Annotated in this window: 17 protein-coding genes; 4 read left to right on the top strand and 13 right to left on the bottom strand. The window is 51.4% G+C overall.

The features are described 5' to 3' along the window. Positions 1 to 28: 28 nt before the first annotated feature. The 9 genes from deoC to ING2E5A_RS01185 form a co-directional block, all read right to left on the bottom strand. The gene (gene deoC, locus ING2E5A_RS01225) at positions 29 to 901 is read right to left on the bottom strand and encodes a deoxyribose-phosphate aldolase (RefSeq protein ID WP_071135843.1); all 873 of its coding nucleotides are present in this window, start codon (positions 899 to 901) and stop codon (positions 29 to 31) included. A gap of 13 nt (positions 902 to 914) precedes the next feature. Further along, the gene (locus ING2E5A_RS01220; RefSeq protein ID WP_071135842.1) at positions 915 to 1,244 is read right to left on the bottom strand and encodes a nucleotide pyrophosphohydrolase; all 330 of its coding nucleotides are present in this window, start codon (positions 1,242 to 1,244) and stop codon (positions 915 to 917) included. A gap of 4 nt (positions 1,245 to 1,248) precedes the next feature. Next, positions 1,249 to 1,701 carry a D-aminoacyl-tRNA deacylase gene (gene dtd, locus ING2E5A_RS01215; protein ID WP_071135841.1) on the bottom strand — a complete coding sequence of 151 codons (453 nt, stop codon included), beginning with the start codon at positions 1,699 to 1,701 and terminating at the stop codon, positions 1,249 to 1,251. A 3-nt stretch (positions 1,702 to 1,704) separates the two neighbouring features. Next, a complete protein-coding gene (gene uvrC, locus ING2E5A_RS01210; protein WP_071135840.1) occupies positions 1,705 to 3,516 on the bottom strand; it encodes an excinuclease ABC subunit UvrC in 1,812 nt (603 codons plus the stop codon). Further along, positions 3,513 to 4,043, bottom strand: coding sequence for an adenine phosphoribosyltransferase (locus tag ING2E5A_RS01205; RefSeq protein ID WP_071135839.1), 531 nt, complete (start codon positions 4,041 to 4,043; stop codon positions 3,513 to 3,515). The genes uvrC and ING2E5A_RS01205 overlap by 4 nt, the downstream gene beginning before the upstream one ends. Positions 4,044 to 4,104: 61 nt before the next feature. Beyond that, positions 4,105 to 5,979, bottom strand: coding sequence for a tRNA uridine-5-carboxymethylaminomethyl(34) synthesis enzyme MnmG (mnmG, locus tag ING2E5A_RS01200; protein ID WP_071135838.1), 1,875 nt, complete (start codon positions 5,977 to 5,979; stop codon positions 4,105 to 4,107). 74 nt (positions 5,980 to 6,053) lie between these two features. Continuing rightward, the gene (locus tag ING2E5A_RS01195) at positions 6,054 to 7,010 is read right to left on the bottom strand and encodes an endonuclease/exonuclease/phosphatase family protein (protein WP_071135837.1); all 957 of its coding nucleotides are present in this window, start codon (positions 7,008 to 7,010) and stop codon (positions 6,054 to 6,056) included. A 56-nt stretch (positions 7,011 to 7,066) separates the two neighbouring features. Continuing rightward, on the bottom strand, positions 7,067 to 7,486 hold the full coding sequence (gene ybeY, locus ING2E5A_RS01190) for an rRNA maturation RNase YbeY (protein WP_071135836.1): 420 nt from the start codon (positions 7,484 to 7,486) through the stop codon (positions 7,067 to 7,069). Positions 7,487 to 7,528: 42 nt separating this feature from the next. Beyond that, positions 7,529 to 8,761 carry a nucleoside recognition domain-containing protein gene (locus ING2E5A_RS01185; protein ID WP_071135835.1) on the bottom strand — a complete coding sequence of 411 codons (1,233 nt, stop codon included), beginning with the start codon at positions 8,759 to 8,761 and terminating at the stop codon, positions 7,529 to 7,531. A gap of 140 nt (positions 8,762 to 8,901) precedes the next feature. Here ING2E5A_RS01185 and ING2E5A_RS01180 point away from each other — a divergent pair, with 140 nt between their 5' ends. From ING2E5A_RS01180 to pbpC, 3 genes are all read left to right on the top strand, one after another. Then, positions 8,902 to 9,579, top strand: a complete 678-nt coding sequence (locus ING2E5A_RS01180; protein ID WP_161941921.1) for a helix-hairpin-helix domain-containing protein — start codon at positions 8,902 to 8,904, stop codon at positions 9,577 to 9,579. Between the two features lie 78 nt (positions 9,580 to 9,657). After that, positions 9,658 to 15,201, top strand: a complete 5,544-nt coding sequence (locus ING2E5A_RS01175) for an alpha-2-macroglobulin family protein (RefSeq protein WP_071138116.1) — start codon at positions 9,658 to 9,660, stop codon at positions 15,199 to 15,201. Beyond that, positions 15,198 to 17,522: a penicillin-binding protein 1C gene (gene pbpC / locus ING2E5A_RS01170; RefSeq protein ID WP_071135833.1), complete on the top strand. Its 2,325-nt coding sequence runs from the start codon at positions 15,198 to 15,200 to the stop codon at positions 17,520 to 17,522. Before ING2E5A_RS01175 ends, pbpC begins: the two co-directional genes overlap by 4 nt. 5 nt (positions 17,523 to 17,527) lie before the next feature. Here the strand turns inward: pbpC and ING2E5A_RS01165 are convergent, their stop codons facing one another. Continuing rightward, positions 17,528 to 18,385, bottom strand: a complete 858-nt coding sequence (locus ING2E5A_RS01165) for a fructosamine kinase family protein (protein WP_071135832.1) — start codon at positions 18,383 to 18,385, stop codon at positions 17,528 to 17,530. Between the two features lie 428 nt (positions 18,386 to 18,813). Continuing rightward, positions 18,814 to 21,432 carry a valine--tRNA ligase gene (locus ING2E5A_RS01160; protein WP_071135831.1) on the bottom strand — a complete coding sequence of 873 codons (2,619 nt, stop codon included), beginning with the start codon at positions 21,430 to 21,432 and terminating at the stop codon, positions 18,814 to 18,816. 120 nt (positions 21,433 to 21,552) lie between these two features. Here ING2E5A_RS01160 and ING2E5A_RS01155 point away from each other — a divergent pair, with 120 nt between their 5' ends. Next, positions 21,553 to 21,924, top strand: a complete 372-nt coding sequence (locus ING2E5A_RS01155; protein WP_071138115.1) for a nuclear transport factor 2 family protein — start codon at positions 21,553 to 21,555, stop codon at positions 21,922 to 21,924. Positions 21,925 to 21,941: 17 nt separating this feature from the next. Here the strand turns inward: ING2E5A_RS01155 and ING2E5A_RS01150 are convergent, their stop codons facing one another. Together ING2E5A_RS01150 and ING2E5A_RS01145 are read right to left on the bottom strand one after the other, a co-directional pair. Further along, positions 21,942 to 23,090, bottom strand: coding sequence for a TlpA disulfide reductase family protein (locus tag ING2E5A_RS01150; protein ID WP_071135830.1), 1,149 nt, complete (start codon positions 23,088 to 23,090; stop codon positions 21,942 to 21,944). 1 nt (position 23,091) lies between these two features. Further along, complete coding sequence (locus ING2E5A_RS01145) at positions 23,092 to 24,645, bottom strand: RagB/SusD family nutrient uptake outer membrane protein (RefSeq protein ID WP_071135829.1); 1,554 nt, start codon at positions 24,643 to 24,645, stop codon at positions 23,092 to 23,094. Positions 24,646 to 24,656 lie beyond the last annotated feature (11 nt).

The raw sequence follows: 24,656 nt of genomic DNA, 5'->3' as shown, positions 1-24,656 counted from the left end.
TATAAAACTATTTACTGTTTTCTCACTCTCATTCATCCTCAATAGCTTTGAGCAGACTGTCAGCAAGTCTGCTTGTCCCAATACGGAATAGGGTAGGGGAGCACCATTCTTCACCCAGGATCTCCTTTACCAGGGTATAGTATTTTACCGCATCTTCGACTGTGGAGACGCCCCCGGAAACCTTGATACCAACCTTGTTGCCGGTTTTTTCGAAATAGGCTCTGATGGCATTCGACATGACATAGACTGCTTCGAGCGAGGCTCCCGGATAACCCTTGCCTGTCGACGTCTTTAAAAAATCGGCCCCTGAATAGAGCGACAATATGGAGGCTTGATGAATCTTTTCGGCACTTTCTAGTGCACCGGTTTCTAAAATCACTTTCAGGATTGCACCATGGCAGCTCTCCTTAATTTCGGAAATTTCTTCGCACATCTCTTCATATTCACCATCCAGGAAGAGGCCTAAATTGATGACGATATCAATTTCGTCGGCACCGTCGGCAACTGCCAGTGATGTCTCTGCAATTTTCACCTCCGTTAAGGTCTGTGAGGTAGGAAACCCTCCTGATACACAGGCAACCTTCACATCTACAGTCAATGCCTCCCTTACTGTTTTCGCAAAGTTGGGATAGACGCAAATCGATGCAACATTCTGAAGATTAGGATGATTGTCTTCGAATAGATTTACCTTTTCAGTGAATTTCCACACCTCTTCGCGGCTGTCTGTAGCGTTTAAGGTGGTGAGGTCGATGCAGGAATAGAGTTTTTTGTAAACTTCCTGGCAATTGTTTTTATCGAAGCCGTTGTCAAGAATCTTGTTTATCTTTTCTGTCAACTCTCCATCCGAAAGCGTAAATGGATACTTCTTCAGTGTATCGGAGTATTTACTTGTAACGTTCATAGACTCAATATATTTATTTTAATAATTTACTGTTTTCCTTATGTCTTCTATTGTCTCTTTTGCTCTTCTTGGCCAAATTTTTTTGCAATGCCTCTGTTAAATCTACCCCGGTCTGGTTTGCAAGACAAAGCAATACCCACAGTACATCGGCCATTTCGTCGGCCAGATCACCCTGATTATCGGATGGCTTAAACGATTGTTCACCGTATCTGCGTGCCATGATCCGTGCCAATTCACCCACCTCTTCAGTGAGTATGGCCAGATTGGTAAGTTCATTGAAATAGCGGACTCCGTAGCTTTTTATCCACCTATCCACCTCTTGTTGAGCTTGCTGGATGGTCATCTTTTTATTCCTTTATTTTTGAGTCAATCCATATGGTTACTGGGCCATCATTGATTAGCCCTACCTGCATATCTGCACCAAATTCACCAGTTTGCACCGGTTTTCCCAGCATTTCCGACAAGGTTGCACAAAACTGTTCGTAGAGCGGAATGGAGATATCGGGTTTTGCAGCACGGATATATGAGGGACGATTTCCTTTTTTCGTGCTGGCGAAGAGGGTAAATTGAGAAACTACAAGGATTTCACCGCCTATATCCAGTACAGATCTGTTCATTACACCATTTTCGTCATCAAATATACGTAAATAAATGGTCTTTTTACACATAAAATCGATATCTTCCTTCTCGTCTGTCTCTTCAAAGCCAACCAAAAGCAACAATCCCTGCGAGATGGAGCTCTTTACCCGGCCATCAATGGTGACTGACGCTGCTGAAACACGTTGAATCAAGAGTCGCATGGTTTACTGGTTATAATTATCCTGTTTGTCGCTGAAATGTTCGATGATCAGTTTTGCCTTGCTTTTTCCAATAACCGATATGATCTCCTCTTCACTTGCCTCCTTGATACGCTTAACACTTTTAAAGTGGGTGAGGAGTCTCTTCTTGCTCTCTTTCCCTACTCCTTTAATCTGGTCGAGTTCGGAAGTAACTTGAGATTTGCTCCTCCGGTTTCGATGATGGGTGATACCGAAACGGTGAGCTTCGTCGCGGAGCTGTTGAATGAGTTTTAAAGTTTCGGAATTTTTGTCGATGTAGATCGGAACGGAGTCTTCAGGGAAAAAAATCTCTTCCAGTCGCTTCGCAATTCCGATAATGGCAATTTTGCCATAAAGACCAATTTTCTGAAGCGATTTTGCTGCAGCGTGTAATTGGCCTTTACCACCGTCAATAACAATAAGTTGCGGCAAAGATTCACCCTCGTTAACTACGCGAGAATAGCGTCTATGAATTATCTCGGCCATTGATGCGTAATCATCGGGTCCTACGACGGTTTTAATATTGAAATGGCGATAATCTTTTTTGGATGGTTTTGCCTTTTTGAAGACTACACAGGCGGCAACCGGATTTGTTCCTTGAATGTTTGAATTGTCGAAGCACTCGATATGCCAGGGGATCTCCTTCAAGCCAAGATCTTTTTGAACCGTTTTTAAAATACGGGTGGTTCGTTGTTCAGGATTTAACATCTCTGCCTTCTTCAGTTTGTCGACCTTGAACTGTTTGACATTCTTTTCCGAGAGATCGAGGAGTTTTCGTTTGTCACCACGCTGAGGAACCGTAAATTCCACTCCAGTAAGCGTAAGGTCGGGGAGAAAGGGGACAATGATCTCTTTCGATTCACTGCCAAATCGTTGACGCATTTCAACTATTCCCAGACCGAGTAGCTCTTCCGGAGTTTCGTCGAGCCTCTTTTTATACTCGAACGTGTATGCCTGGATGATGCCACCGTTTACCACATGCAGGTAGTTGATGTAGGCAGCGCCATCGTCGTCGGTAAATCCATACACATCGAGGTTGTAGTTTATATTGCTGACAACCTGCGATTTTTCCCTGAAATTACGGATCAGTAGCAGCTTCTCCTTGAGGCGATGCGCCTCTTCAAAACGGAGATTATCGGCACAATGCTGCATCTCTGTCATTATCTGCTTCTCAATGAGGGAGATGTTACCCTTCAATATCTCGATGATCTCTGAAATATTCCTGTTGTAATTTTCCAACGTCTGGTTACCTACACAGGGACCTTCGCAACGTTTGATATGGTATTCCAGGCAAACCTTAAATTTTCCGGCCTTAATATTTTCAGGAGTTAGGTTAAGTCTGCAGCTTCTTACCTTGTAGATTTTCCGGAAAATTTCAATCAGGGCTTCAACTGCGGCAACAGAGGTATAAGGTCCAAAATATTTTGATCCGTCTTTTACAATATTTCTTGTTTTGAAGACCCTAGGAAAAAATTCATTTTTCACAACGATGGAAGGGTAGGATTTATCATCCTTCAGCATCACGTTGTACCGTGGCTTAAGCTCCTTGATAAGGTTGTTCTCGAGCAGGAAAGTATCCTCTTCAGAGTTCACCACAATATACTTTATCTGGCGAATCTTGCGAACAAGGATACGGGTTTTGGGATTCTCCTGTTGTTTGTTGAAATACGAGGATACCCTTTTCTTCAGGTTTTTGGCTTTACCGACATAGATTATTTTGCCTTTTTCGTCTAAAAACTGGTAGCAACCAGGTCCCTGAGGAAGTATTTTAAGCGTATCCCGTATCTCCTGTATCATATTTCGAATTTAAGAATAGTCTCCAGTTCCACCTCTTCTGGAAACAATGAACGTCCATTCAGTGCTTCCAGTTCGATAAGGAAATTGATGTATACTTTCTTAACTCCCATTTTTTTTACCAATTTGTGTGCAGCCACCATTGTTCCTCCAGTTGCCAACAGATCGTCATGAATCAGCACAACGTCATCCTCTGTCAAGGCATCTTCGTGAATTTGGATTGCATCCTCACCATACTCCTTCGTGTATCGCTCCTCAATAACCTTGTAGGGGAGTTTTCCCGGTTTACGGATAGGCACAAAACCGGCGTTTAACCGAACTGCCAGCTGCGGACCCAAAAAAAACCCCCTCGACTCGATGCCTACAACCTTGGTGATCCCTTTATTTTTATACTTTTCATAAAGAATGTCAGACAACTCTTTCAAGTGAGATGGTGACTGGAACAAGGTGGTGATGTCTTTGAATTGAATCCCCTTGATCGGAAAGTCAGGAATATTCCTGACGGCAGCGGTTAGTGTTTCAATACTCATTGTTTTCTATTTAAATAAAATATCTATAATTTTTGTATGTTCCACGTGGAACATACCTGTTTTATCTTCCCAAAAGCACAAGCAGTACAGAAATGTCATTTGGAGAAACTCCGGGAATCCTGCTAGCCTGAGCAATGGTTTCGGGATTGATGGCGGTCAGTTTCTGCCTGGCTTCGGTAGAGAGCGACTGTATTGCGTTATAGTTGAATCTATCCTTGATGCGGATGTCTTCCAGCCGGTTTATCTTGTCGGCCATCATTTTTTCGCGTTTGATATAGCCTTCGTACTTAATTTTTATCTCTGCAGACTCGATAATCTCCTCTTTCCTGTTCTTGATGCTATCCAGCACTTCCCTTAAAGGAGCAATTGCATGTGACATTGTTTCGAGATCGATATGTGGCCGGGTGAGCAGTTCGATAAGTTTTACACCATGTTTTAGCGGAGCCGTTTGCAAGGTTTCCAGGTAGGGATTTATCCGGTCTGCCTTGACGGAAAAATTGCGTGCGAAATCGATAATCCTTTCCACCTCCCGCTGTTTTTCCTCCAGGAGGTTCATTCGTTCAGAAGTGGCAAGGCCGAGTCTGTAGGCCCGTTGTGTGAGGCGTTCATCCGCATTGTCCTGGCGGAGAAGAATGCGGTATTCGGCACGCGAGGTAAACATCCGGTATGGCTCATCCACCCCTTTTGTGATCAGATCGTCGATGAGTACTCCAATATATGCTTCATCCCTGCGGAGGGTGAAAGGAGCACCTCCATGACAATTGATGTGGGCATTTATTCCAGCAACAATTCCTTGCCCCCCCGCCTCCTCGTAGCCGGTGGTCCCATTGATCTGTCCGGCAAAGAAGAGGTTCCTTACCAGTTTTGTTTCGAGAGTGGGATTGAGTTGGCGTGGATCGAAAAAGTCGTATTCAATGGCGTATCCCGGACGGAAAATATGGACATTTCGGAAAGCCGGAATGGCTTGCAGGGCATTTAACTGGATCTGGAGGGGTAGGGAAGAGGAGAATCCGTTGAGGTAGTACTCGTGGGTTGTTTCTCCTTCAGGCTCCAGAAAGAGTTGGTGACTCGTTTTCTCCGCAAAGGTCACAATTTTTGTTTCAATACTTGGGCAGTAGCGTGGTCCAATACTCTGTATCTGTCCGTTGTAGAGCGGAGATTCGCTCAATCCGGTGCGGAGCAGGCTGTGAACCTCCTCCGATGTATAGGTTATCCAGCAACTGCGTTGCGTGAGTTCACGCTGTATCCTATCCATGTAGGAGAACTTGTGAAAATCGTTATCTCCTTTTTGCTCCTCCAGCAACGAAAAGTCTACACTTCTGCCGTCGATGCGTACAGGTGTACCTGTCTTCATCCGGTCGGTCTTAAATCCGATCTCCCGAAGCTGTTCGGTCATTCCCGCCGAAGCGGGTTCCGACATGCGTCCGCCACCCATTTGAACGCGGCCGATATGAATCAGTCCGTTCAGGAAGGTGCCATTGGTCAGAACAACAGACTTGGCCGAAAACTCAACTCCCATGCGGGTTTTAACGCCTGTAACCTCTCCATTCCGGAAAAAAAGAGCGGTTACTGTATCCTGCCAGAGGTAAAGGTTTGACGTATTTTCGATGATTGAACGCCACTCCTCGATAAACTTTATCCGGTCGCTTTGTACACGTGGGCTCCACATGGCTGGACCCTTGGAGCGGTTAAGCATGCGGAACTGGATGGCTGTCTTGTCGCTCACGATACCCATCTGGCCACCCAACGCATCGATTTCACGCACAATCTGCCCCTTTGCGATGCCTCCCACTGCCGGGTTACAACTCATCTGGGCAATCTTGTTCATATCCATCGTGATCAATAAGGTCTTTGAACCCAGATTGGCAGCGGCGGTGGCTGCTTCGCATCCTGCATGTCCGGCGCCTACCACAATTATGTCGTACTTGAAATCCATCTTTTCTCTTTAGCGGCTGCAAATATACGAAAAAGATACTGCTAATCTGCTTATAAGATGTTAATTGAGTGAAATTAAACTTCTTTCACGAAGATCTTAAGGTAGATAGGAAGGTGGTCGCTAAACCCGCCGGTATAGTGGCTACGGTAGGTACGGTTGGTAACCGGTCGTCCGTTTTTATTGAAATGGAGCAGATATTTCGGATTGAAAACATCTGCATATTCCGGTCTGCAATCAATTTTTGAGGAAATGAGCATCTGTCCGGAAACAATGAATTGATCGAACAGTAACCACCCCTTGTGGAAGGTTGAGCCGATGCCCTTTTTGTGTCTCGGATATGTGAGGTTATAAAGTTGGCTGCTGCTGATGTTTTCGACCGTTTTACGGGCGCCCAGCACCTCGGCAACGCTTTTGTCGTCAGGTGTATCGTTGAAATCGCCCATGATGAGGATATTTTCGTCAGGATTTTCGTTCAAAACCCGATAGACAGCGTCGTGTAACAGAGTTGCCGCAAAATTGCGTCTGCGTTCAGATTTCTCTCTACCTTCCCTGCGTGAAGGAAAGTGGACGATATAGATATGAATTGTTTCGCCGAACGAAGTATTTCCCTTCACGTAGAGTATATCCCGGGTACGATCCTCAATGCCGTTGAGATGTACCAGAATCGGCCTCGATTCGAGAACGGTAAACGATTGGGTATTGTAGATCATGGCCACATCGCTGCCACGTTCGTCGGGACTGTCATAGTGGACGAAACTGTACCTCTCCATGCCATGACGCCGCATGTTGTCGAGAATGCAGGTCATCACGTTCTTGTTTTCTATCTCGGCCAATCCTATGATATCGGGAAATGATGGTTTTACAATGTCTTGAAACAGAAAGGTTAACTTTTCAAGTTTATCGTTAAATTTCCTCTCGTCCCATCTCAATCTACCGGTTGGGGTGAATTCATCATCCATTGTTTCAGGATCGTCGATGGTGTCGTAAAAATTCTCGGTATTGTAAAATATGAATGAAAATTGCTCCATCATGGATCGATTTATATAACTGTTACATTTTCAAGTGTATGACGTGAAAACAGCGATTATCACATGCCGATCAGTTCAAGTGCCCGGTTTTCCGCCTCTCTCATCTGGCGAGAGGCAGTTTCATCCTTGTCATCAATTCCGCAGAGATGAAGAATTCCGTGAATGATGACCCGGTGAAGCTCCTGCTCGAACGGGTTGTCGTACTTTTCCGCATTGGAGCGGACTGTCTCCAGGCTGATGATGATATCGCCAGAAATCATATTGCCTTCGGTATAGTCGAATGTGATGATGTCGGTATAATAATCGTGTTGCAAGTAGTGGTTGTTCACCTCCAGTATCTTTTCATCCGTACAAAAGAGGTAGTTGATCTCGCCGATCTTTTTGCCGTGGAGACCGGCAACCTGCCTGATCCAATGTTTGACGTCGCCTCTCCGGATCTCCGGAAAACCGATATCTTCAGCTTGAAATGTAATTGCCATATGTTTATTATTTACGTTTACAGAATAGGGAAAGGCTCTCTGTTACCCGAAAAAGAGGTAAGCCACGAAGATTGCTGCCACTACGCCGGCCAGATCGGCTAAAAGGGCATAGGGAACGGTATACCGGCTGTTTTTGATGTTCACGGCTCCGTAGTAGACCGCCACGATGTAGAAGGTGGTGTCGGTGGCTCCCTGCAGCAGGCAGGAGAGTCTGCCGGCAAACGAGTCGGGCCCGAAACTCTTCATCGCATCGATCATCATTCCACGGGCACCACTGCCGCTGAGAGGTTTCATGATGGCCGTGGGCATGCCGTCCACCCAACGGGTATCAGTACCGGTAAGCGCTACCAGGCTGCGTATCCCATCCATGAGGAAATCCATGGCTCCTGACGCGCGGAAAACGCCGATACCCACCAGGATCGCAATGAGGTAGGGGATGATGGTGACAGCGGTCTTGAATCCCTCCTTGGCACCATCGATAAACGACTCGAAGATATTGACCCGCTTGCGCATCGCTACCAGGATAAAGAGGATGATGACCGAAAGCAGGAAAATATTGGCTATCAGGCCGGAGACGATATTGGCATTCTCTTGCGGCATCGTCTTGAATGCGAGGATAGTACCCGCAATGATGGTCACCATGCCGATAAAAAACCCCATGATGGCCCGGTTGAAGATGTTGATACGTTGTTTGAGACAAACGGCAATCACCCCTACAAGGGTTGCGACGAAAGTGGCAATCATGATGGGGATGAATATGTCTGCCGGATTGGCTGCTCCCAGCTGGGCCCGGTATACCATAATGGTGACCGGAATCAGGGTCATCCCCGAAGCATTCAGCACCAGGAACATGATCATCGGATTTGACGCCTGATCTTTCCTTGGATTGATCTCCTGCAACTCCTGCATCGCCTTCAGACCGAAAGGGGTGGCTGCATTGTCGAGCCCGAGCATGTTGGCCGAAACATTCATCAGTATGGATCCAGCGGCGGGATGCCCTTTGGGAATGTCGGGAAAAAGCCGGGTAAACAGCGGAGAGACTCCACGCGAAAAGAGATCGATCATGCCGCCCCGTTCACCTATCTTCATCACACCCAGCCAGAGTGATAGCACCCCGGTCAAGCCCAGGGAGATCTCAAATCCAGTTTTGGCGGACTCATATGTAGAGTCCATGATTTCGGTGAAGACGTTGATGTCGCCAAAGCAGACCAGCCTGACCAGGGCAACCACGAACGCTATTAGAAAAAAAGCAATCCAGATGTAATTCAGGACCATAACATGAGAAATTCACAATTGTTCAGTCAAAGGTAACACTTTCGAGGAAATATTTTTATCTTTACCCTGTAGAAGTGCAACCGTCTATGCATTGGAAGGATTTTCTATATTATCAGAAAAGCGAGAAAATAGCGGTAATATTGCTACTAATCCTGATCGTGCTGATGTTGTGCCTAAACCTGATACTATCGCAACGCAACAGCAGGGATATAGACCTTCTCCAAAACGATTCGCTGGTAAAAGTGTTCGAAGAGTTCCAGAAGAGCCTCAATTTGCGGGAAGATCTGAACGATACTGGCCATAATGCTGTTATATCTGGACACGACAGGAAAAGCAGAGACCGTACCGATACCCGGCTTCTCTCCAGGGAGAGGATCCCGGAACGGAGGATTCTCTTTCGGGCCACAGAAAAACTGGCTGCAGGTGAAACGATCCTGTTAAACAGTGCCGATACGGCCGACTGGAAAAGGATTCCGGGAATAGGTAGCGTGTTTGCCAATCGAATTGTGAAGTATCAAAACCTGTTGGGAGGATTTGTGTCGGTTGAACAACTCAGGGAGGTCTACGGGATCGACGATGAGTTGTTTCTGCGGATCTCCCCCTATATCCAGGCAGACGATAATTATAGTAAGCTTCAGATCAACAGGATGGAATTCAGGGAGTTGCTTAAACATCCATACCTCAATTACAGACAGGTACAAGCCATTGTAAATCTCCGGAAAAAGAGAGGAAAAATTGCTTCAATCAACGAGTTGGCCATGCTGGATGAGTTTACTTCGGAAGATATCTTCAGGATCGAGCCTTACCTGGAGTTCTGATCGCGGCTTGCCAGTGGCAATTTAATACGGCGTTATGGGATGATCATCCTGCTTTTAAACTTTCAGATAAGAACCGATATGAGAAAACAACTTCTATTATTTTTGGGGATCACACTCCTCTTCCTGGCTTCATGCAAGCAGGAAGGTGTGAAGCCTGATCCTGAATTTGCTCGTTACATTACGGCATTTACATACGGAAATGTGTCGCCCGACGCATTTATCGAGATAGAGCTGGCGCAGGAGTTGCCAGCTGTAGAGCTGAACGGTGCAATACGGGAGAGGCTCTTTACCTTCTCCCCGTCAGTCAAGGGGAACAGCTACTGGATAACCCCTAGAACCATCCGTTTCGTGCCAGATTCCGGGCAGTTGAAGGCAGGGAAGAGCTATACGGCAAGGTTTCACCTGGGGAAAGTGCTGAAAACGGAGCAGAAGTTCAATACTTTCAACTTCGTTTTCCGGGTGAACGAACAGAATTTCACCTTCGATCCGTTGCCCTACTCGCCAATGGGCAGCGATGAATTGAAGTGGAACCAGGTTACCGGTACATTGCGGCTGGCCAACAAGGTGTCGCCCGAGAAGTTACTCCGGCTTTTCGAATTGAAAGGGGCCAACCGGGAGGCCAGAGTGAGTCTGACCGCCACATCCGACGGTAGATACCGGGTTTCAGTTGACAGCCTGCTGCGAAGTAACAAACCGGAGAGCTATGAGTTGATTCTCAATGGTAATATTATAGGAGCGAAGCGACGCGAGAAATTCAACATCGAACTTCCGTCGCTCCCCGAAACCGAATTTCAGGTGATCGATGTCAGGATGATAAATGAGGGTACACCCCATATCAGGATAACCTTCAGCAGTCCCTTGTCGCGGGATCAGGAAATTGAGGGACTTGTGGTAGTTTCGGGAGTCACCCATTTCTCTTACCAGATGGATAAGAACGTGCTGAAGCTCTTCCCCGAAACCTACCCGGAGGAGGAGATAACCGTGCAGCTTCACCAAGGATTGCGCAGTTCCGGAAACCTTGCCCTGGCGAAGGATCAGACCTGGAAGTTACGCGGCGAGCGGGAAAAGCCGCAGGTGAAGCTGGTGAAGAGCGGCAATATCCTGCCCAATTCCGCCGAACTGATTCTCCCTTTTAGCGCAGTCAACCTCTGGGCAGTTGATGTAAAAGTGATCAAGATCTATCAGAACAATGTTCTCTACTATCTTCAGTCGGCTTCGATCAACACCCAGTCTAGCGGGGAAGTACGCCGTTTTGGACGACTGGTTAAAAAGAGACAGTTCCGCCTGGATACGGACAGATCGATCGACCTGACCCGCTGGAACAACTTCGCCATCGATCTGGCTCCGTTGATCAGTGAAGAACCGGGTGCAATCTATAAGGTTGAACTTTCGTTCAAGCCTGGATATTCACTCTACAACTGTGGCGGAGTCTCACCACAAATTCCTGATGGACAGTCGATGAGTACCATGGCGGATGAAACCGTCAGCAACGAGGATGCTGCACGGTGGGATGAGACGTCGCCCTATTACTACGATCCGGTCGACTGGTCGGAATATAACTGGGAAGATCGCGACGACCCCTGCAAGCCCTCCTATTACATGAGCAGGGAGCGGATGGCCGAGACCATGGTGATGGCATCCAACGTGGGAATTATCGCCAAGCGGGGTGACGATAACCGGATCGAGGTGGCGGTGACCGATATCCTCTCCACTTCACCGATTTCAGGAGCCGAAGTCACCGTATACAATTACCAGATGCAGGTGATAGGCAGGGGAAAAACCGACGGAGAGGGCTTTGCCGTAATCGCTTATACCAACGGAAAGCCGTTTGTGGTAACTGCTGCCAGCGGCAAGGATGTTGGCTATCTGGAGGTGAGGGAGGAGCAGTCGCTCTCGCTTAGCAATTTCGACGTGAGCGGCAAGGAGCTACAGAAAGGGATGAAGGGTTATCTCTATGGCGAGCGGGGTGTCTGGCGACCCGGCGATACCATCTACCTCTCGTTTATTCTGGAGGAGAAGACAAAGAGACTGCCCAAGGGCTATCCTGTCACGCTTGAGGTCTACACACCTGCACGCCAGCTTCATCACCGGCAGGTAAGCAGTGAAGGTGAAAATGGGTTCTACACCTTCCAGGTAACCACCGATCCGTCTGCTCCGACCGGGATCTGGCAAGCCTATGTGAAGGTGGGTGGAGCTGCATTCTACAAACCGCTCCGGATCGAAACGATCAAGCCGAACCGACTGAAAGTAAGGCTCGAGACCGATTCAATCATCGATGCCACCCAGGGACGTTTCTCCGGAAGACTCAATTCGCAATGGCTGCACGGTGCGCCGGCGTCCAATCTGAAGTCGGAGGTGGAGATCACGCTTTCCCGTGCTGAAAACCCCTTTGCCGGGTACAGGGATTACCAGTTCAACAATCCGCTCTTCAACTTCGAATCCAGTCGCTACAAACTGTTCGAAGGGCTACTCAACGCATCGGGAGCCGCAGTGGTGAATTCCCCTATTCCAGTAGCCGAAGCTGCTCCGGGCATGCTGCGGGGCAATATTGTCTCGCGTGTCTTTGAGGCCGGAGGAGAGATGAGCTTTTATGCACAAACCGTCTATTATTCTCCCTACAGTGTCTATGCCGGGGTAAGAGCGCCCGATCCCGGGCCGTCGGGATATCTGGAGAGCGACAAACCGATCCTTTTCGACGTGGTAACCGTTGATCCTTATGGCAAAAAGGTCTCCCGCAATAATCTGGAGTACAAGATCTACAAGCTCAACTGGTCGTGGTGGTGGAACAGCACCCGGGAGGATCTGGGTTCCTATGTGAACAATACGGCAGTTTCGCCGGTGGCTACCGGAGTGATCCAGACAGCTGGCGGCAGCGGCAAGGTCAGCTTTCAGGTCGATTATCCCGACTGGGGCCGTTATCTGCTCCTGGTGAAGGATACCGGTAGTGGACATACTGCCGGAACCATCTTCCATGTCGATTGGCCATCGATGTACGGACGGGCAGGTAAGAGCGACCCGGACGGGTTGACCATGCTCTCATTCTCGACCGACAAGGAGCGATATGCAGTGGGTGAAACGGTCAGGGTGCTCATTCCCAAAAGCTCATCAGGAAGGGCGTTGGTTGCCGTCGAGAACGGATCACGCATCTTGAGGAAAGAGTGGGTGAAAACTTCGGGTACCAGCGATACGGAATACCGTTTCGAGGTCACTGAGGAGATGAGTCCCAACTGCTACCTATTCATTACTTTACTTCAACCCCATGCCCAGACAGGAAATGATCTGCCTGTCAGGCTTTATGGGGTAAAGAATATCAGCGTGGAGGAGAGGAGCAGCAGGCTTGAGCCGATTATCCGGATGCCCGACCTGCTCTCGCCCGAAAAGGAGTTCTCACTCTCGGTTTCTGAAAAATCGGGGAGAGGAATGACCTACACCCTTGCCTTGGTGGATGAGGGATTACTGGATCTGACCTCTTTCAAGACCCCAAACGCCTGGGATGAGTTCTTTGCCCGCGAGGCACTTGGCGTGCGCACCTGGGACCTGTTCGACCGTGTACTGGGGGCAAACGCCGGGATGATCGGGCCGTTACTGACCATCGGCGGCGATGAGGCACTGAAAGTTTCCGGCGATCAGGTAAACCGCTTCAAGCCGCTGGTGAAGTTCATGGGTCCTTTCACGCTAAAGGCCGGCGAAAGCAAAAGTCACCAGATGAAACTTCCAGCCTACGTGGGATCACTTAGGGTGATGGTGGTTGCCGGTGGCCATGGTGCGTATGGTAGCGCCGAGAAGCAAGTCGAGGTGAAAAGCCCGCTGATGACTCTCAGCACGCTCCCGCGCGTGATGGGTCCAGGCGAGGAGATCTCGCTTCCGGTCAACCTGTTCGTGACAGACCGGAAGATCAGGACGGTACAGCTGTCGGTTCAGAGCGAGGGGGTGTTGAAAACGGAGGGCGAAACCATCAAATCGCTGTCGTTCAGTACTGTCGGCGATACGGTCATCTTTTTCCGCCTGAAAGCAGCGGAGCGTACCGGGGCCGCCCAGGTAAAGATCAAGGCGTCGGGTGGGGGAGCATCCACGACGGAGACGATAGATATTGCCGTCCGCAACCCCAATCCTCCCGTCATTATCGGCCGATCCGCACTGATCGACCCGAACGGGGAGGCAGAGCTTCTTCTCCGTCCAGGAAGTGTAGGCCAGGGCGACTGGGCCCGGCTGGAGCTGTCGAGGATGCCGACGGTCAATCTGAACAGCATCCTTGCCTTCCTGGCCGACTATCCGCACGGATGTACCGAACAGGTTATTTCACAGGGTTTCCCGCTGCTGTATCTGGAGCAGTTTGCCTCTCTTTCCGAAGGGCAGAAGGAACAGGCACGTCAAAAAATTACCTCGGTGATACAGATTCTCGCCTCTCGTCAGATGCCGGATGGAGGCTTTCTCTACTGGCCGGGTCACTCTTTTGCCTCCGAGTGGGTATCCTCCTATGCCGGACACTTCCTGATAGAGGCTTTGAATCATGGATATGAGGTTCCACGGAGCATGATAAACCGTTGGGTGGAGTTTCAGCAAAGATTGGCAAGGAACTGGTCGCGTACCCAGCCAGAGAGAGGTTACCACGGAATCTCGATGACCGAACTGCAGCAAGCTTATCGACTCTATACGCTGGCATTGGGCGAACATGCCGAGCTGGGAGCCATGAACCGGATGCGCGAGATTGCCGACCTGAATCTTCAGGCGAAGTGGCAATTGGCGGCAGCTTATGCACTGGCCGGCAAGCCGGATGTGGCCAGTTCGCTGGTGTTCAATCTTTCGGACAGGGTAGAGGAGTACCGGTCCGACAACGATACTTATGGTTCGTCGGCCCGCGACCAGGCGATGATCATGCAGACACTACTCCTGCTGGGTAACGTGGAGCAGGCATTCCAGCTTGCCGGGGAGCTCTCCCGGGCGCTCTCCTCCGATTATCTCTCCACGCAGACTGCCGCGTTCGGTCTGGCGGCAATGGCCAATCTGGCCGGGAAGCTGGGATCGGAGGTGATTGATGCCGAGTGGACCTTAAACGGGCAGAAGATGGCTCCCATTTCAACACCACAGGCTCTCCATCAGACTGAGTTGAAGCTGGCGGCGGAACAGTCGGTACGTTTGGTCAACCGGGGCAAGGGGAAGATATATGCACGGCTGACCGCCTTCACTCAACCGCTGGAGGATACGCTCCGGAGTGTGGAGGGATCGTTGCGGTTGTCGGTCAGCTATCTCGATGCCGCCGGCAAACCGCTGGATGTGAGATCCATGAAGCAGGGGACGGAGTTTACGGCAATGGTTACCGTCCGTAATCCGGTGGAGCGTCCCTTCACCAACTTGTCGCTGACGCAGATCTTCCCCTCGGGTTGGGAGATCTATAACGATAGGCTGACCGGAGCAGTGGCGGAAACCTTTGATTACCGGGATATCCGTGACGACCGGGTGCTGACCTACTTCAACCTGGGTGCAGGTGAATCGGCCACCTTCCGGATACGGCTTCAGGCTGCTTACCGGGGAAGATTCTACCTGCCGGCAGTTTCGTGCCAGGCGATGTATGAACCGAGAGAGCAGGCTAGAACGGGCGGAATGTGGGTAGAGATAAGATGACCGGTTGGTTCACTTCACTGAAGCGTAGGGAGAAGGCTACCCTGATCACCGCTCTGCTGCTGGTGGCCGGCTACCTCTTTTCCTTGCCCCGACCCTGGTTTGATGCCACCTACAGCACCCTGGTGACCGACCGGAACGGTGAACTGCTGGGGGCACGCATTGCCCCTGACGGTCAGTGGCGCTTTCCGCCCACCGACACCGTTCCCGAAAAATACAGGATCTGCCTGATTCAGTTTGAGGACCGCTATTTTCGTTACCATCCAGGAGTAAATCCGGTATCGCTGGTGAGGGCAGCCTTCCAGAATTTCAAGGCGGGTCGTGTGGTCAGCGGTGGAAGCACCCTCACCATGCAGACGGTGCGGCTGATGCGTCAAAAGAGACGGAGTTACCTTGAGAAGGCGATAGAGGTCATACTGGCCACGCGGCTGGAGCTGGCCTCTACCAAGGAGGAGATCGTCGCTCTATACGCCTCGCATGCCCCAATGGGTGGCAATGTGGTGGGGATTGGTGCTGCTGCATGGCGCTATTTCGGGCACGATCTCCGATCGCTCTCGTGGGCGGAGGCTGCCACGCTGGCCGTCCTGCCCAACTCCCCGTCGCAGATCCATGTCGGCAGGAACCGGAAGGAGCTCCTCGCCAAGCGGAACCGGCTGCTCGCCAAGCTGCTCGATGCCGGCATGTTCACACCGGCCGATTACCGGCTGGCCATAGAAGAGCCGTTGCCCGACACACCCCATCCGCTTCCACAGATTGCTCCGCATCTGGTGGAACAGCTCCATCGCTCTCTCCCGGGAGCCCGACTGCGGTCGACCGTCGACAAGGGGTTGCAATTGCGGGTGGATGATGTAGTGGAACGCTGGAATGCCGACTTCTCGCAGAACAATATTCTGAACCTGGCTGCACTGGTGGTTGATCTTGAGCGGAACGAGGTGATCGCCTACACCGGAAATGTCCACTTCGGAACAGGACAATCTGGCAATCAGGTGGATATTATCCGTTCCCCCCGAAGTACGGGAAGTATCCTCAAGCCGTTCCTCTATTACGCCATGTTGCAAGAGGGCGCTCTTTTGCCGGCGGAGTTGCTTCCCGATGTCCCGATCAACGTAGGCGGTTTTTCGCCCAGGAACTTCAGCCACCAATACGACGGGGCCGTACATGCCGACGAAGCGTTGGCCCGTTCACTGAATGTACCGTCGGTGGTGGCGCTGCGCCGGTTCGGTCTCCCCAAATTCTACGATTTTCTGAAGCGTGCCGGTATCACCACCTTGAACCGTCCGGCTGATCACTACGGTCTCTCGCTGATCCTGGGCGGGGCGGAGGGAACACTTTGGGAGATTGCCAACGCCTATGCCGATATGGCCGCTGCAGTGACCGGACAATTCAGGAGGGGTCCATTTGCACTGTTGCATGAGGAAGGAGAGCCTGACAACAAGCGTGAACCTGGCTTTACCGATGCCGGTGCGGCATGGTTGACGCTGGAGGCGCTGACCAACGTCAACCGTCCCGAGGAGATCGACTGGCGATTTCTTCCTTCGGCGCGGAAAGTGGCCTGGAAAACAGGAACCAGCTTCGGTTTCCGCGACGGCTGGGCGGTAGGGGTGACTCCCCGCTACCTGGTGGGGGTTTGGACCGGGAACGCAAGCGGTGAAGGGCGTCCGGGGCTGACAGGGGCACAGACGTCGGCCCGGGTGATGTTCGACCTCTTCAACCTGCTGCCGGCCACATCGTGGTTTGAAACACCCTACAGTGGATTGACCGAGGTGGTGGTATGCCGCGAGAGTGGCTGTCTGATGGGTCAACATTGCCCCGCTTCGTCGGCCGATACCGTACTGGTTCCGCTTAAAGCGGTACGTGGAAATGTTTGCAGGTATCACCGGCGAGTGCATCTTTCGGAAGATGGACGTTACCGGGTCTACGAGGATTGTGCGGGAAGCAGGGGAATTCGTGCAGACTCCTGGTTTATTTTGCCGCCCTCCTGGGAGTGGTACTTCAAGCAGCATCAGCCAGCCTACCGTTCGCTGCCGCCCTTTTCACCGGAGTGTATGGGTGGAGTAGCCGAGGAGATGATGCAGTTTATCTACCCCTATCCTCAGTCGGTGATAAAGATTACCAGGCAGCTCGACGGATCACGTGGTAACGCAGTGTTTGAAGTGGCCCACCGGAACCGGTCGGCCCGTCTATTCTGGCACCTGGATGACGAATATGTCGGCGAGACGGCAGATATACACCAGATGGAGCTTTCGCCTGAGCCGGGATATCATTCGGTCACCGTGGTGGATGAGGCAGGGAACAGGTTGATGATCCGTTTCAAGGCGGAGTGAAGCGGTCAGAAATAGCGCCGAAGGATAGCAGTAACGCTAGAAAGGTATCCGCCACCGAAGAGGTTGAGGTGAACCAGCAGATAGTAGAGCTGGTAGAGGTCGATTTGACTCCGCTCGTTCTCCGGCAAGGGAATGATCTCGTGATAGGCGTCGTAGAAAGGTGTTGCAAATCCGCCAAAAAGCCGGCTCATGGCGATATCCACCATCGAGTGGCCATAATAGGTTGCCGGATCGATCAGGTAGGGTGTCCCGTCGGCGGCGATGAGGTAATTGCCTCCCCACAGGTCGCCGTGCAGGAGTGAGGGTTTGACCTCGCCGAACAGCTCGCTGAACAGCTCCAGTGCCATTTCGGAGGAGGGTATCTCCCCGTGCTGGAGCAGTCGCCGGTCGCACGCCATCTTCAATTGCGGTGCGATCCGTTCCTTCCAGTAAAAATCGGCCCAATTGTCGCAGGAGTGGTTGCTTTGTGGCAGTGAGCCGATAAAGTTGTCAGAACCGAACCCGAAACAGCTTCGGGTGCATTGGTGCAATTGCGCAAGCTCTCTGCCGAACCGCCTGAAGTCGCTCTCCCCGGGCCGCCTGCTCTCCACGAAATCCATCAGCAGAAATGATTTTCCACCAAGTGAATCGACAATATGGACATGGGGTACGGCAATGGTGCCGGTTGCTTCAATCGCCTGCAACCCCTGCTGTTCTGCAATGAACATCTGCTTGGCGGAAGGGCTACCGTGTACCTTGAGGAAATAGCGCCTGCCACTGCCCTGCAGCAGATAGGCTGAGGAGATATCGCCACCCGATACCGGGCGGTGCGAGGTGATCTTCTCTCCCAGCACATGGGATATATGGGCCAGGATCTCTTCCATTTACAGCTGTTTTAACGTTTGTGTTTTTGGTGCACAACTGCTCGATGGGCAGCCGTGTGGCGACCCATCAGCCGCTTGCCTGCTGAAAGCAAAGAACTCGCTTTGCTCAGACAGCTTTGCTTTCCGGTCGCAGGGCTTCGCGGGATTTGTCCCCGCCCCTCGGCAAAATTATCTCGCAGTTTGTGCACCGTCTCTATTTGCAACTGCTCGATATGCAGCCGTGTGGCGACCCATCAGCCGCTTGCCTGCTGAAAGCAAAGAACTCGCTTTGCTCAAACAGCTTTGCTTTCCGGTCGCAGGGCTTCGCGGGATTTGTCCCCGCCCCTCGGCAAAATTATCTCGCAGTTTGTGCACCGTCTCTATTTGCAACTGCTCGATATGCAGCCGTGTGGCGACCCATCAGCCGCTGTTGTCAGTGCCCGGACAGCTTATGATTCAAGCGCCTTGATGCTCTCCCTAAGCAATGCGATTTTACCCTCGGCATCGGCCCTCTTCTTCCGTTCGTTCTCCACAATCTCAGGCTTCGCATTCTGCACGAACCGTTCATTGGCCAGCTTCTTCATGACCGATTCCAGGAAGCCGATCTGGTACTCCAGCTCAGCCTTCATCCGTTTCAGTTCGGCCTCCAGGTCAATCTTGTCGCTCAATGGGACGGTAAACTCGGTGGTGCCTACCAGGAAACCTATGGCGCCGGCCGTTTTTTCCGATACCTCCTCGATCGATGAGAGGTTGGCCATCTTGGCTATGACCGCATCGAACCGGTTGTCGTGGCTTCCGATCACCTGTAACGTCAACTCATCCTTGTTGGGGATATTCTTTTGCAGACGAATCGTCCTTATACCGGCGATGATCTGCTTGACAATCTCAAAGTCGGCGATCAGTCTCTCGTCTACCAGTTTGGCTTTCGGCTGAGTTGCAACCATGATGCTTTCACCCGCTTTTCTTTCGTACAGGGCCTGCCAGAGCTCTTCGGTGATGAAGGGCATGAAGGGGTGCAACAGGCGCAACAGGCTGTCGAAGAAGGCCAGTGTGGCCTCATAGGTGGCCCGGTCGATCGGCTGCTGATATGCCGGCTTGATCAGTTCGAGGTACCAGGATGAGAACTCGTCCCAGAAAAGTTTATAGATTGTCATCAACGCCTCCGAAAGGCGATACTTGCTGAAGAGGTCGTCCAGTTCGACAATGGTCTTGGAGAGGATACCGTCGAACCAGTTGATGGCGATGGCGGCCGTTTCGGGCTGTTCTGCCCTGTCGCTCACCTCCCATCCCTTTACCAGCCGGAAGGCGTTCCATATCTTGTTGTTGAAGTTTCGTCCCTGTTCGCAGAGCGACTCGTCGAAGAGCAGGTCGTTGCCTGCCGACGAGGCGAGCAGCATCCCCATCCTGACACCGTCTGCACCATGTTTTTCCATCAGTTCGATGGGGTCGGGGGAGTTGCCGAGCTGTTTCGACATCTTCCGTCCCTGGATATCGCGGACGATACCGGTGAAATAGACGTTGCGGAAACAGGGGGTCTGGCGATATTCATATCCCGACATGATCATCCGTGCTACCCAGAAGAAGATGATATCGGGCCCGGTAACCAGGTCGTTGGTAGGATAGTAGTAGTTGATATCCGGGTTGTCTGGGCGGTTGATCCCGTCGAATACGGAGATGGGCCACAACCAGGATGAGAACCAGGTGTCGAGACAATCCTCGTCCTGACGCAGATCGTCGATGCTCAAGGGGTAATCCACCTTCTGCAGTGCCTTCCGGTAGGCCTCCTCCCTGGTCAGGGCGACCACTACACCCCCCTTGGGGAGGTAATAGGCCGGGATACGGTGTCCCCACCATAGCTGGCGGCTGATGCACCAATCCTTGATGTTCTCCATCCAGTGGCGGTAAGTATTCTTGTATTTGGCCGGGTGGAACTTGATGGTGTCGTTCTCAACCGCCTCAAGGGCAGGTTTGGCAATCGCCTCCATCTTCAGGAACCACTGCATGGAGAGTTTAGGCTCAATCACCACGTTGGTCCGTTCGGAGAAGCCCACCTTGTTGGTGTAGGGCTCCGTCTTTTCCAGCAATCCGGCTTCAATCAGATCCTTCTCGATCAGCTTGCGCACCTCGAAGCGCTCTTTGCCGGCGTACATGGCTCCATGTTCGTTGAGCGTGCCGTTATCGTTGAAGATATCGATGGAGGGCAGGTCATATTTCTCGCCCAGCAGATAGTCGTTGACGTCGTGGGCAGGGGTCACCTTGAGGCATCCCGTGCCGAACTCCATATCCACATACTCATCCTCGATCACCGGAATGACCCGGTTGATCAGCGGCACAATCACCTTTTTCCCTTTCAGGTGTGCCGTTTTGGGATTATCCGGATGGATACACATCGCCGTGTCGCCCATGATGGTCTCGGGGCGGGTAGTAGCCACTACTGCGTAGCCATCCTCACCCTCAATCCGGTAACGGAGGTAGTATAACTTGCCGTTCACCTCCTTGTGGACAACCTCTTCGTCCGAGAGGGCAGTGAGTGCCTGCGGATCCCAGTTGACCATGCGGACACCCCGGTAGATCAACCCCTTCTCGTAGAGATCGACGAACACCTTGATCACGCTTTCGGAGCGCAATTCATCCATGGTGAAGCAGGTCCTGTCCCAGTCGCATGATGCTCCCAGTTTTTTCAACTGCTCCAGGATGATTCCGCCATGCTTGTGGGTCCACTCCCAAGCATGAGCCAGAAACTCTTCGCGGGTAAGGTCCGATTTTTTTACTCCTTCGGCTGCAAGTTTGGCAACCACTTTCGCTTCGGTGGCGATGGAGGCGTGGTCGGTCCCAGGAACCCAACAGGCATTTTTTCCCTCCATCCGGGCCCGGCGCACCAAGATATCCTGGATGGTGTTGTTGAGCATATGGCCCATATGCAGAATGCCGGTGACGTTGGGAGGAGGGATGACGATGGTGTAGGGTTCACGTTCATCGGGTTCGGAATGAAACAGTTTCTGCTCCATCCAGTAGGAGTACCACTTCTCTTCTACCTCAGCGGGGTTGTACTTGCTTGAAATTTCCATTATGCATCTGAATTAAAGTGCAAAAATACAAAAAACCATTTAGCGATGAAATCCTTTCCGGAAAATCAGTTACTTTTGGAAACAACTACCCTCAGGGTAAGAATCCTAAAAAAGAGAGATATGACAAAAAAGGAGATCGCACAGAATTTTTTAAAACTTGCTAGTGGCGGGAACCCCCGAAAGGCGTTTGAATTATATGTAGCGGAGGAGTTCAAGCATCATAACCCTTACTACAAGGGCGACAGGGAAACGTTGATGCTGGGAATGGAAGAGTCGCACATGGAAAGCCCTAACAAGGTTTTCGAAATGCTTCGGGCGCTGGAGGATGGTAATCTGGTGGCTGTCCACTCCCGGGTGCAGCAGCAAGGAAAAGATGGCTGGAAAGGAGCAGTGGTGCATATTTTCCGCTTTTCCAACAACAAGATTGTTGAACTTTGGGATATCGGACAGGCCGTTCCCGATGAGATAATCAACGAGAACGGCCTGTTTTGATTGTCTGGAGGTCCGGGCTATTTTCCGCCGAAGATTTCTGCCAACTTTTCCTCCAGGGCTTCACCCCTCAGGTTCTCGGCAATGATGATCCCTTCAGGGTCGATCAGGTAACTCTGCGGTACAGCCCTTACGCCATAGAGAAGGGCTACCTCGTTGTTCCATGAATTGAGGTCGGAAACCTGTGTCCAGGTGAGCCCATCCTTCTTGATAGCGTTCAGCCATGCATCCCTTCCATCTTTATTGTCGAGCGACACACCCAGGATCTCGAATCCTTTCTCCCTGTAAGCGGCATACGCTTTTACCAGATTGGGATTCTCCTGCCTGCAGGGTCCGCACCACGAAGCCCAGAAGTCGAGCAGCAGATATTTCCCCTGGAAATCGGAGAGGCTTACGGGATTACCCTCTGGGTCGTTCTGAGTAAAGTCGGGCGCTCTCTTCCCGATACCGATCATTTTGGCTGCCTCGATCCGTTGAGCAAATGCCTTTCCCGGAAATGTAGAGCGATGCTCCTCATCGATCGACAAAAAGAGCGGTTCAATCTCCTCCACCTCAAAATCGGATGAAACCGACTCGGATAGGGCAACTATACTGAAGTAGGAGTCGGGGTGTTCCCGTACATACTGCTGCTGTTTCAGCGCACGCTCCTCCAGCATTTGCCGGTATTCCCGGTTCAACTGCCCCATAAAGGCGGTGTCGTTCAACTGTTCGGGCGTTGCACGCATCACCTTTTGGTTCATCCGGGCAGCCAGATCCTGAATCTGCCCTCCCACGTAGTCAAGATATGCCAGGTATTCATCGTTGATGGGTGAGTTGATGAACTGGCTGTTATGCAGGGAGTCGGGCGATTTCAGTTTCACTGTACCGTTCTCCAGATAGAGATAGAGGATATGTCCCGCCTGTGCGGCTCTCCCCATGCCCTCACCGGCATAGTCAAGTATCAGCCGTGCGGGGGCAGGTTCTGAAATTGCCCCGGTAAAGGCAAACTTGCCATCCTGCAGGCGGATCGTATCCAGATATTCGCTCCCCTCATTCCAATAGCTCAGGTAGAGTGTTGCGGGATCGTTCCAATTGCCAATATTCCCTTTGAGGGTAAACGACTGTTCCTGCTTATCGGCACAGCCTGTCATTAAAAGCGCGGCAAGGAATAGAGTTGTTGTTTTGTTCATCTTAGTCATAATTTTGTGTGAGATTTGGATTGTAATTGGTGGCTGCCTGCGGGAATGGGAATATCCAGAGCGGCGAGTCGGGACGCAATATATAGCTCTTGGTAGTAACCGGCGGAATGGGATCCCACCCGATCATCGGATTTCCTCCCCTGGGCATAAAACCTTGTGGGGCCAGTGTCAACGTTTTCGTCAATGTGGTTTGCCACTCCGGTTCGGTGGCGTTCCACCGTTTCATGTCGATGAAATTTTTTGAGGTGGCAAAGTTTTCGCAGCGGGCTACCTGTTTCAATGCCGCGATGGCTTCTGTCTTTGTGCTGACGTTCAGTGGAGTATAACCAGCCGGGTCGATACGCCGTTCACGCAATTTTTCCAGGATCTCCATCGCTGCGGGAATGTTGGCATCCTCTCCCCGTAGCAGGCATTCAGCGCGGGTCAGATACATATCTGCCGTAGTCAGACTGTTGATGCTGTAGTGTATTTTGAAGTCGCCCGCCATTACATAATGGAACCAGGCCTGAACGCCGGCGAGCGATGTCATGTTGCCCCCCTGGTTCAACAGCACGCCTCCTGTCAGGTAGGTGGCCACATTGTTCTCCAGTTCGCCATACTTCAGCATGAGGTCGTTTGGATCGAAACTTGCCAGGAGGTCGGGTGAGAAGATGTAGCGCATGGTGAAGGAGGAGACCTGGTAGAAGAGCTCCTCTTCGTTGAATCTGGGCCTTTCGAAGAAGGGTATGTCGAACGGAGGCATCGGGATGGCCAGCCTATCGTCTCGATGATCCAGCAATCTGTCGTTGATTGCCAGGGAGGCGATGGCGGCCTGGTCGGCACCGGCATAGTCGCGCATGGCCATCAGCACCTTTGCTTTTACTGCATAGGCAAAAGCTTTTCCCACACGCATCCCTGCCGGGTTTTCGGGCAGTGCGTCCAGTTCAAGGGCGCTCTCCAGATCTTCGAGGATAAACTGATAGACCTCCTGGACGGTTCGCTTTTCGGCAAGTCCGTTAATAGGGAAATCTTCAAGCATATAGGGAACCCCTCCGTCGCCGGCAGCCGTGGCCGGGTTATAAGCCCTTGCGTAGAAGTTGACGGCCAGGTAGTGGAAAAAGGCCCTCAAGACATAGGCTTCGGCTTTGATCTGCGCAGCTTTTGTCTTGCTGCCCGTGGCTTGATCCACATTGGCGATGATGGGATTGGCTATCCGGCCAATAACCCCGTAAAAGGCTCCATAGAGATTTTGTTGGGGATCTTGTGTGATGGTGGTGCGGTCGACCGTCTCATCCCAGGTCAGCAGCACCGATTCAACTGTCGGCATGCCATTTTCGTGTCGGGTGATCAGGTCGAGTATGTTTTGAGCCGGGATGTTGTCATTGACCAGATACATGGCCTCCCAGCTCTGCAGTTGGGTATACTCGTCGTTCAGGAGGAGTTCCAGCTCCTCCACCTTGTTGAGGATGCTTTGACCCTTGGGCGTGATGTCGGTGAAATCACTGCAGCCGATAAACAGCGGGAGCAGCAGAAAGAATCTGTAATATTTCAGATCGATTGTTCTCATACCAGCAATGT

Origin of the sequence: Petrimonas mucosa, from assembly GCF_900095795.1 — a bacterium.
GTDB classification, from domain to species: domain Bacteria; phylum Bacteroidota; class Bacteroidia; order Bacteroidales; family Dysgonomonadaceae; genus Petrimonas; species Petrimonas mucosa.
This window is presented reverse-complemented; position numbering and strand designations above follow the sequence as displayed.

Excerpts from the sequence above, each read along its gene's own strand:
- deoC (WP_071135843.1), bottom strand. The coding sequence starts at position 901 with ATGAACGTTACAAGTAAATACTCCGATACACTGAAGAAGTATCCATTT.
- ING2E5A_RS01220 (WP_071135842.1), bottom strand. The coding sequence starts at position 1,244 with ATGACCATCCAGCAAGCTCAACAAGAGGTGGATAGGTGGATAAAAAGC.
- dtd (WP_071135841.1), bottom strand. The coding sequence starts at position 1,701 with ATGCGACTCTTGATTCAACGTGTTTCAGCAGCGTCAGTCACCATTGAT.
- uvrC (WP_071135840.1), bottom strand. The coding sequence starts at position 3,516 with ATGATACAGGAGATACGGGATACGCTTAAAATACTTCCTCAGGGACCT.
- ING2E5A_RS01205 (WP_071135839.1), bottom strand. The coding sequence starts at position 4,043 with ATGAGTATTGAAACACTAACCGCTGCCGTCAGGAATATTCCTGACTTT.
- mnmG (WP_071135838.1), bottom strand. The coding sequence starts at position 5,979 with ATGGATTTCAAGTACGACATAATTGTGGTAGGCGCCGGACATGCAGGA.
- ING2E5A_RS01195 (WP_071135837.1), bottom strand. The coding sequence starts at position 7,010 with ATGATGGAGCAATTTTCATTCATATTTTACAATACCGAGAATTTTTAC.
- ybeY (WP_071135836.1), bottom strand. The coding sequence starts at position 7,486 with ATGGCAATTACATTTCAAGCTGAAGATATCGGTTTTCCGGAGATCCGG.
- ING2E5A_RS01185 (WP_071135835.1), bottom strand. The coding sequence starts at position 8,761 with ATGGTCCTGAATTACATCTGGATTGCTTTTTTTCTAATAGCGTTCGTG.
- ING2E5A_RS01175 (WP_071138116.1), top strand. The coding sequence starts at position 9,658 with ATGAGAAAACAACTTCTATTATTTTTGGGGATCACACTCCTCTTCCTG.
- pbpC (WP_071135833.1), top strand. The coding sequence starts at position 15,198 with ATGACCGGTTGGTTCACTTCACTGAAGCGTAGGGAGAAGGCTACCCTG.
- ING2E5A_RS01165 (WP_071135832.1), bottom strand. The coding sequence starts at position 18,385 with ATGGAAGAGATCCTGGCCCATATATCCCATGTGCTGGGAGAGAAGATC.
- ING2E5A_RS01160 (WP_071135831.1), bottom strand. The coding sequence starts at position 21,432 with ATGGAAATTTCAAGCAAGTACAACCCCGCTGAGGTAGAAGAGAAGTGG.
- ING2E5A_RS01155 (WP_071138115.1), top strand. The coding sequence starts at position 21,553 with ATGACAAAAAAGGAGATCGCACAGAATTTTTTAAAACTTGCTAGTGGC.
- ING2E5A_RS01150 (WP_071135830.1), bottom strand. The coding sequence starts at position 23,090 with ATGAACAAAACAACAACTCTATTCCTTGCCGCGCTTTTAATGACAGGC.
- ING2E5A_RS01145 (WP_071135829.1), bottom strand. The coding sequence starts at position 24,645 with ATGAGAACAATCGATCTGAAATATTACAGATTCTTTCTGCTGCTCCCG.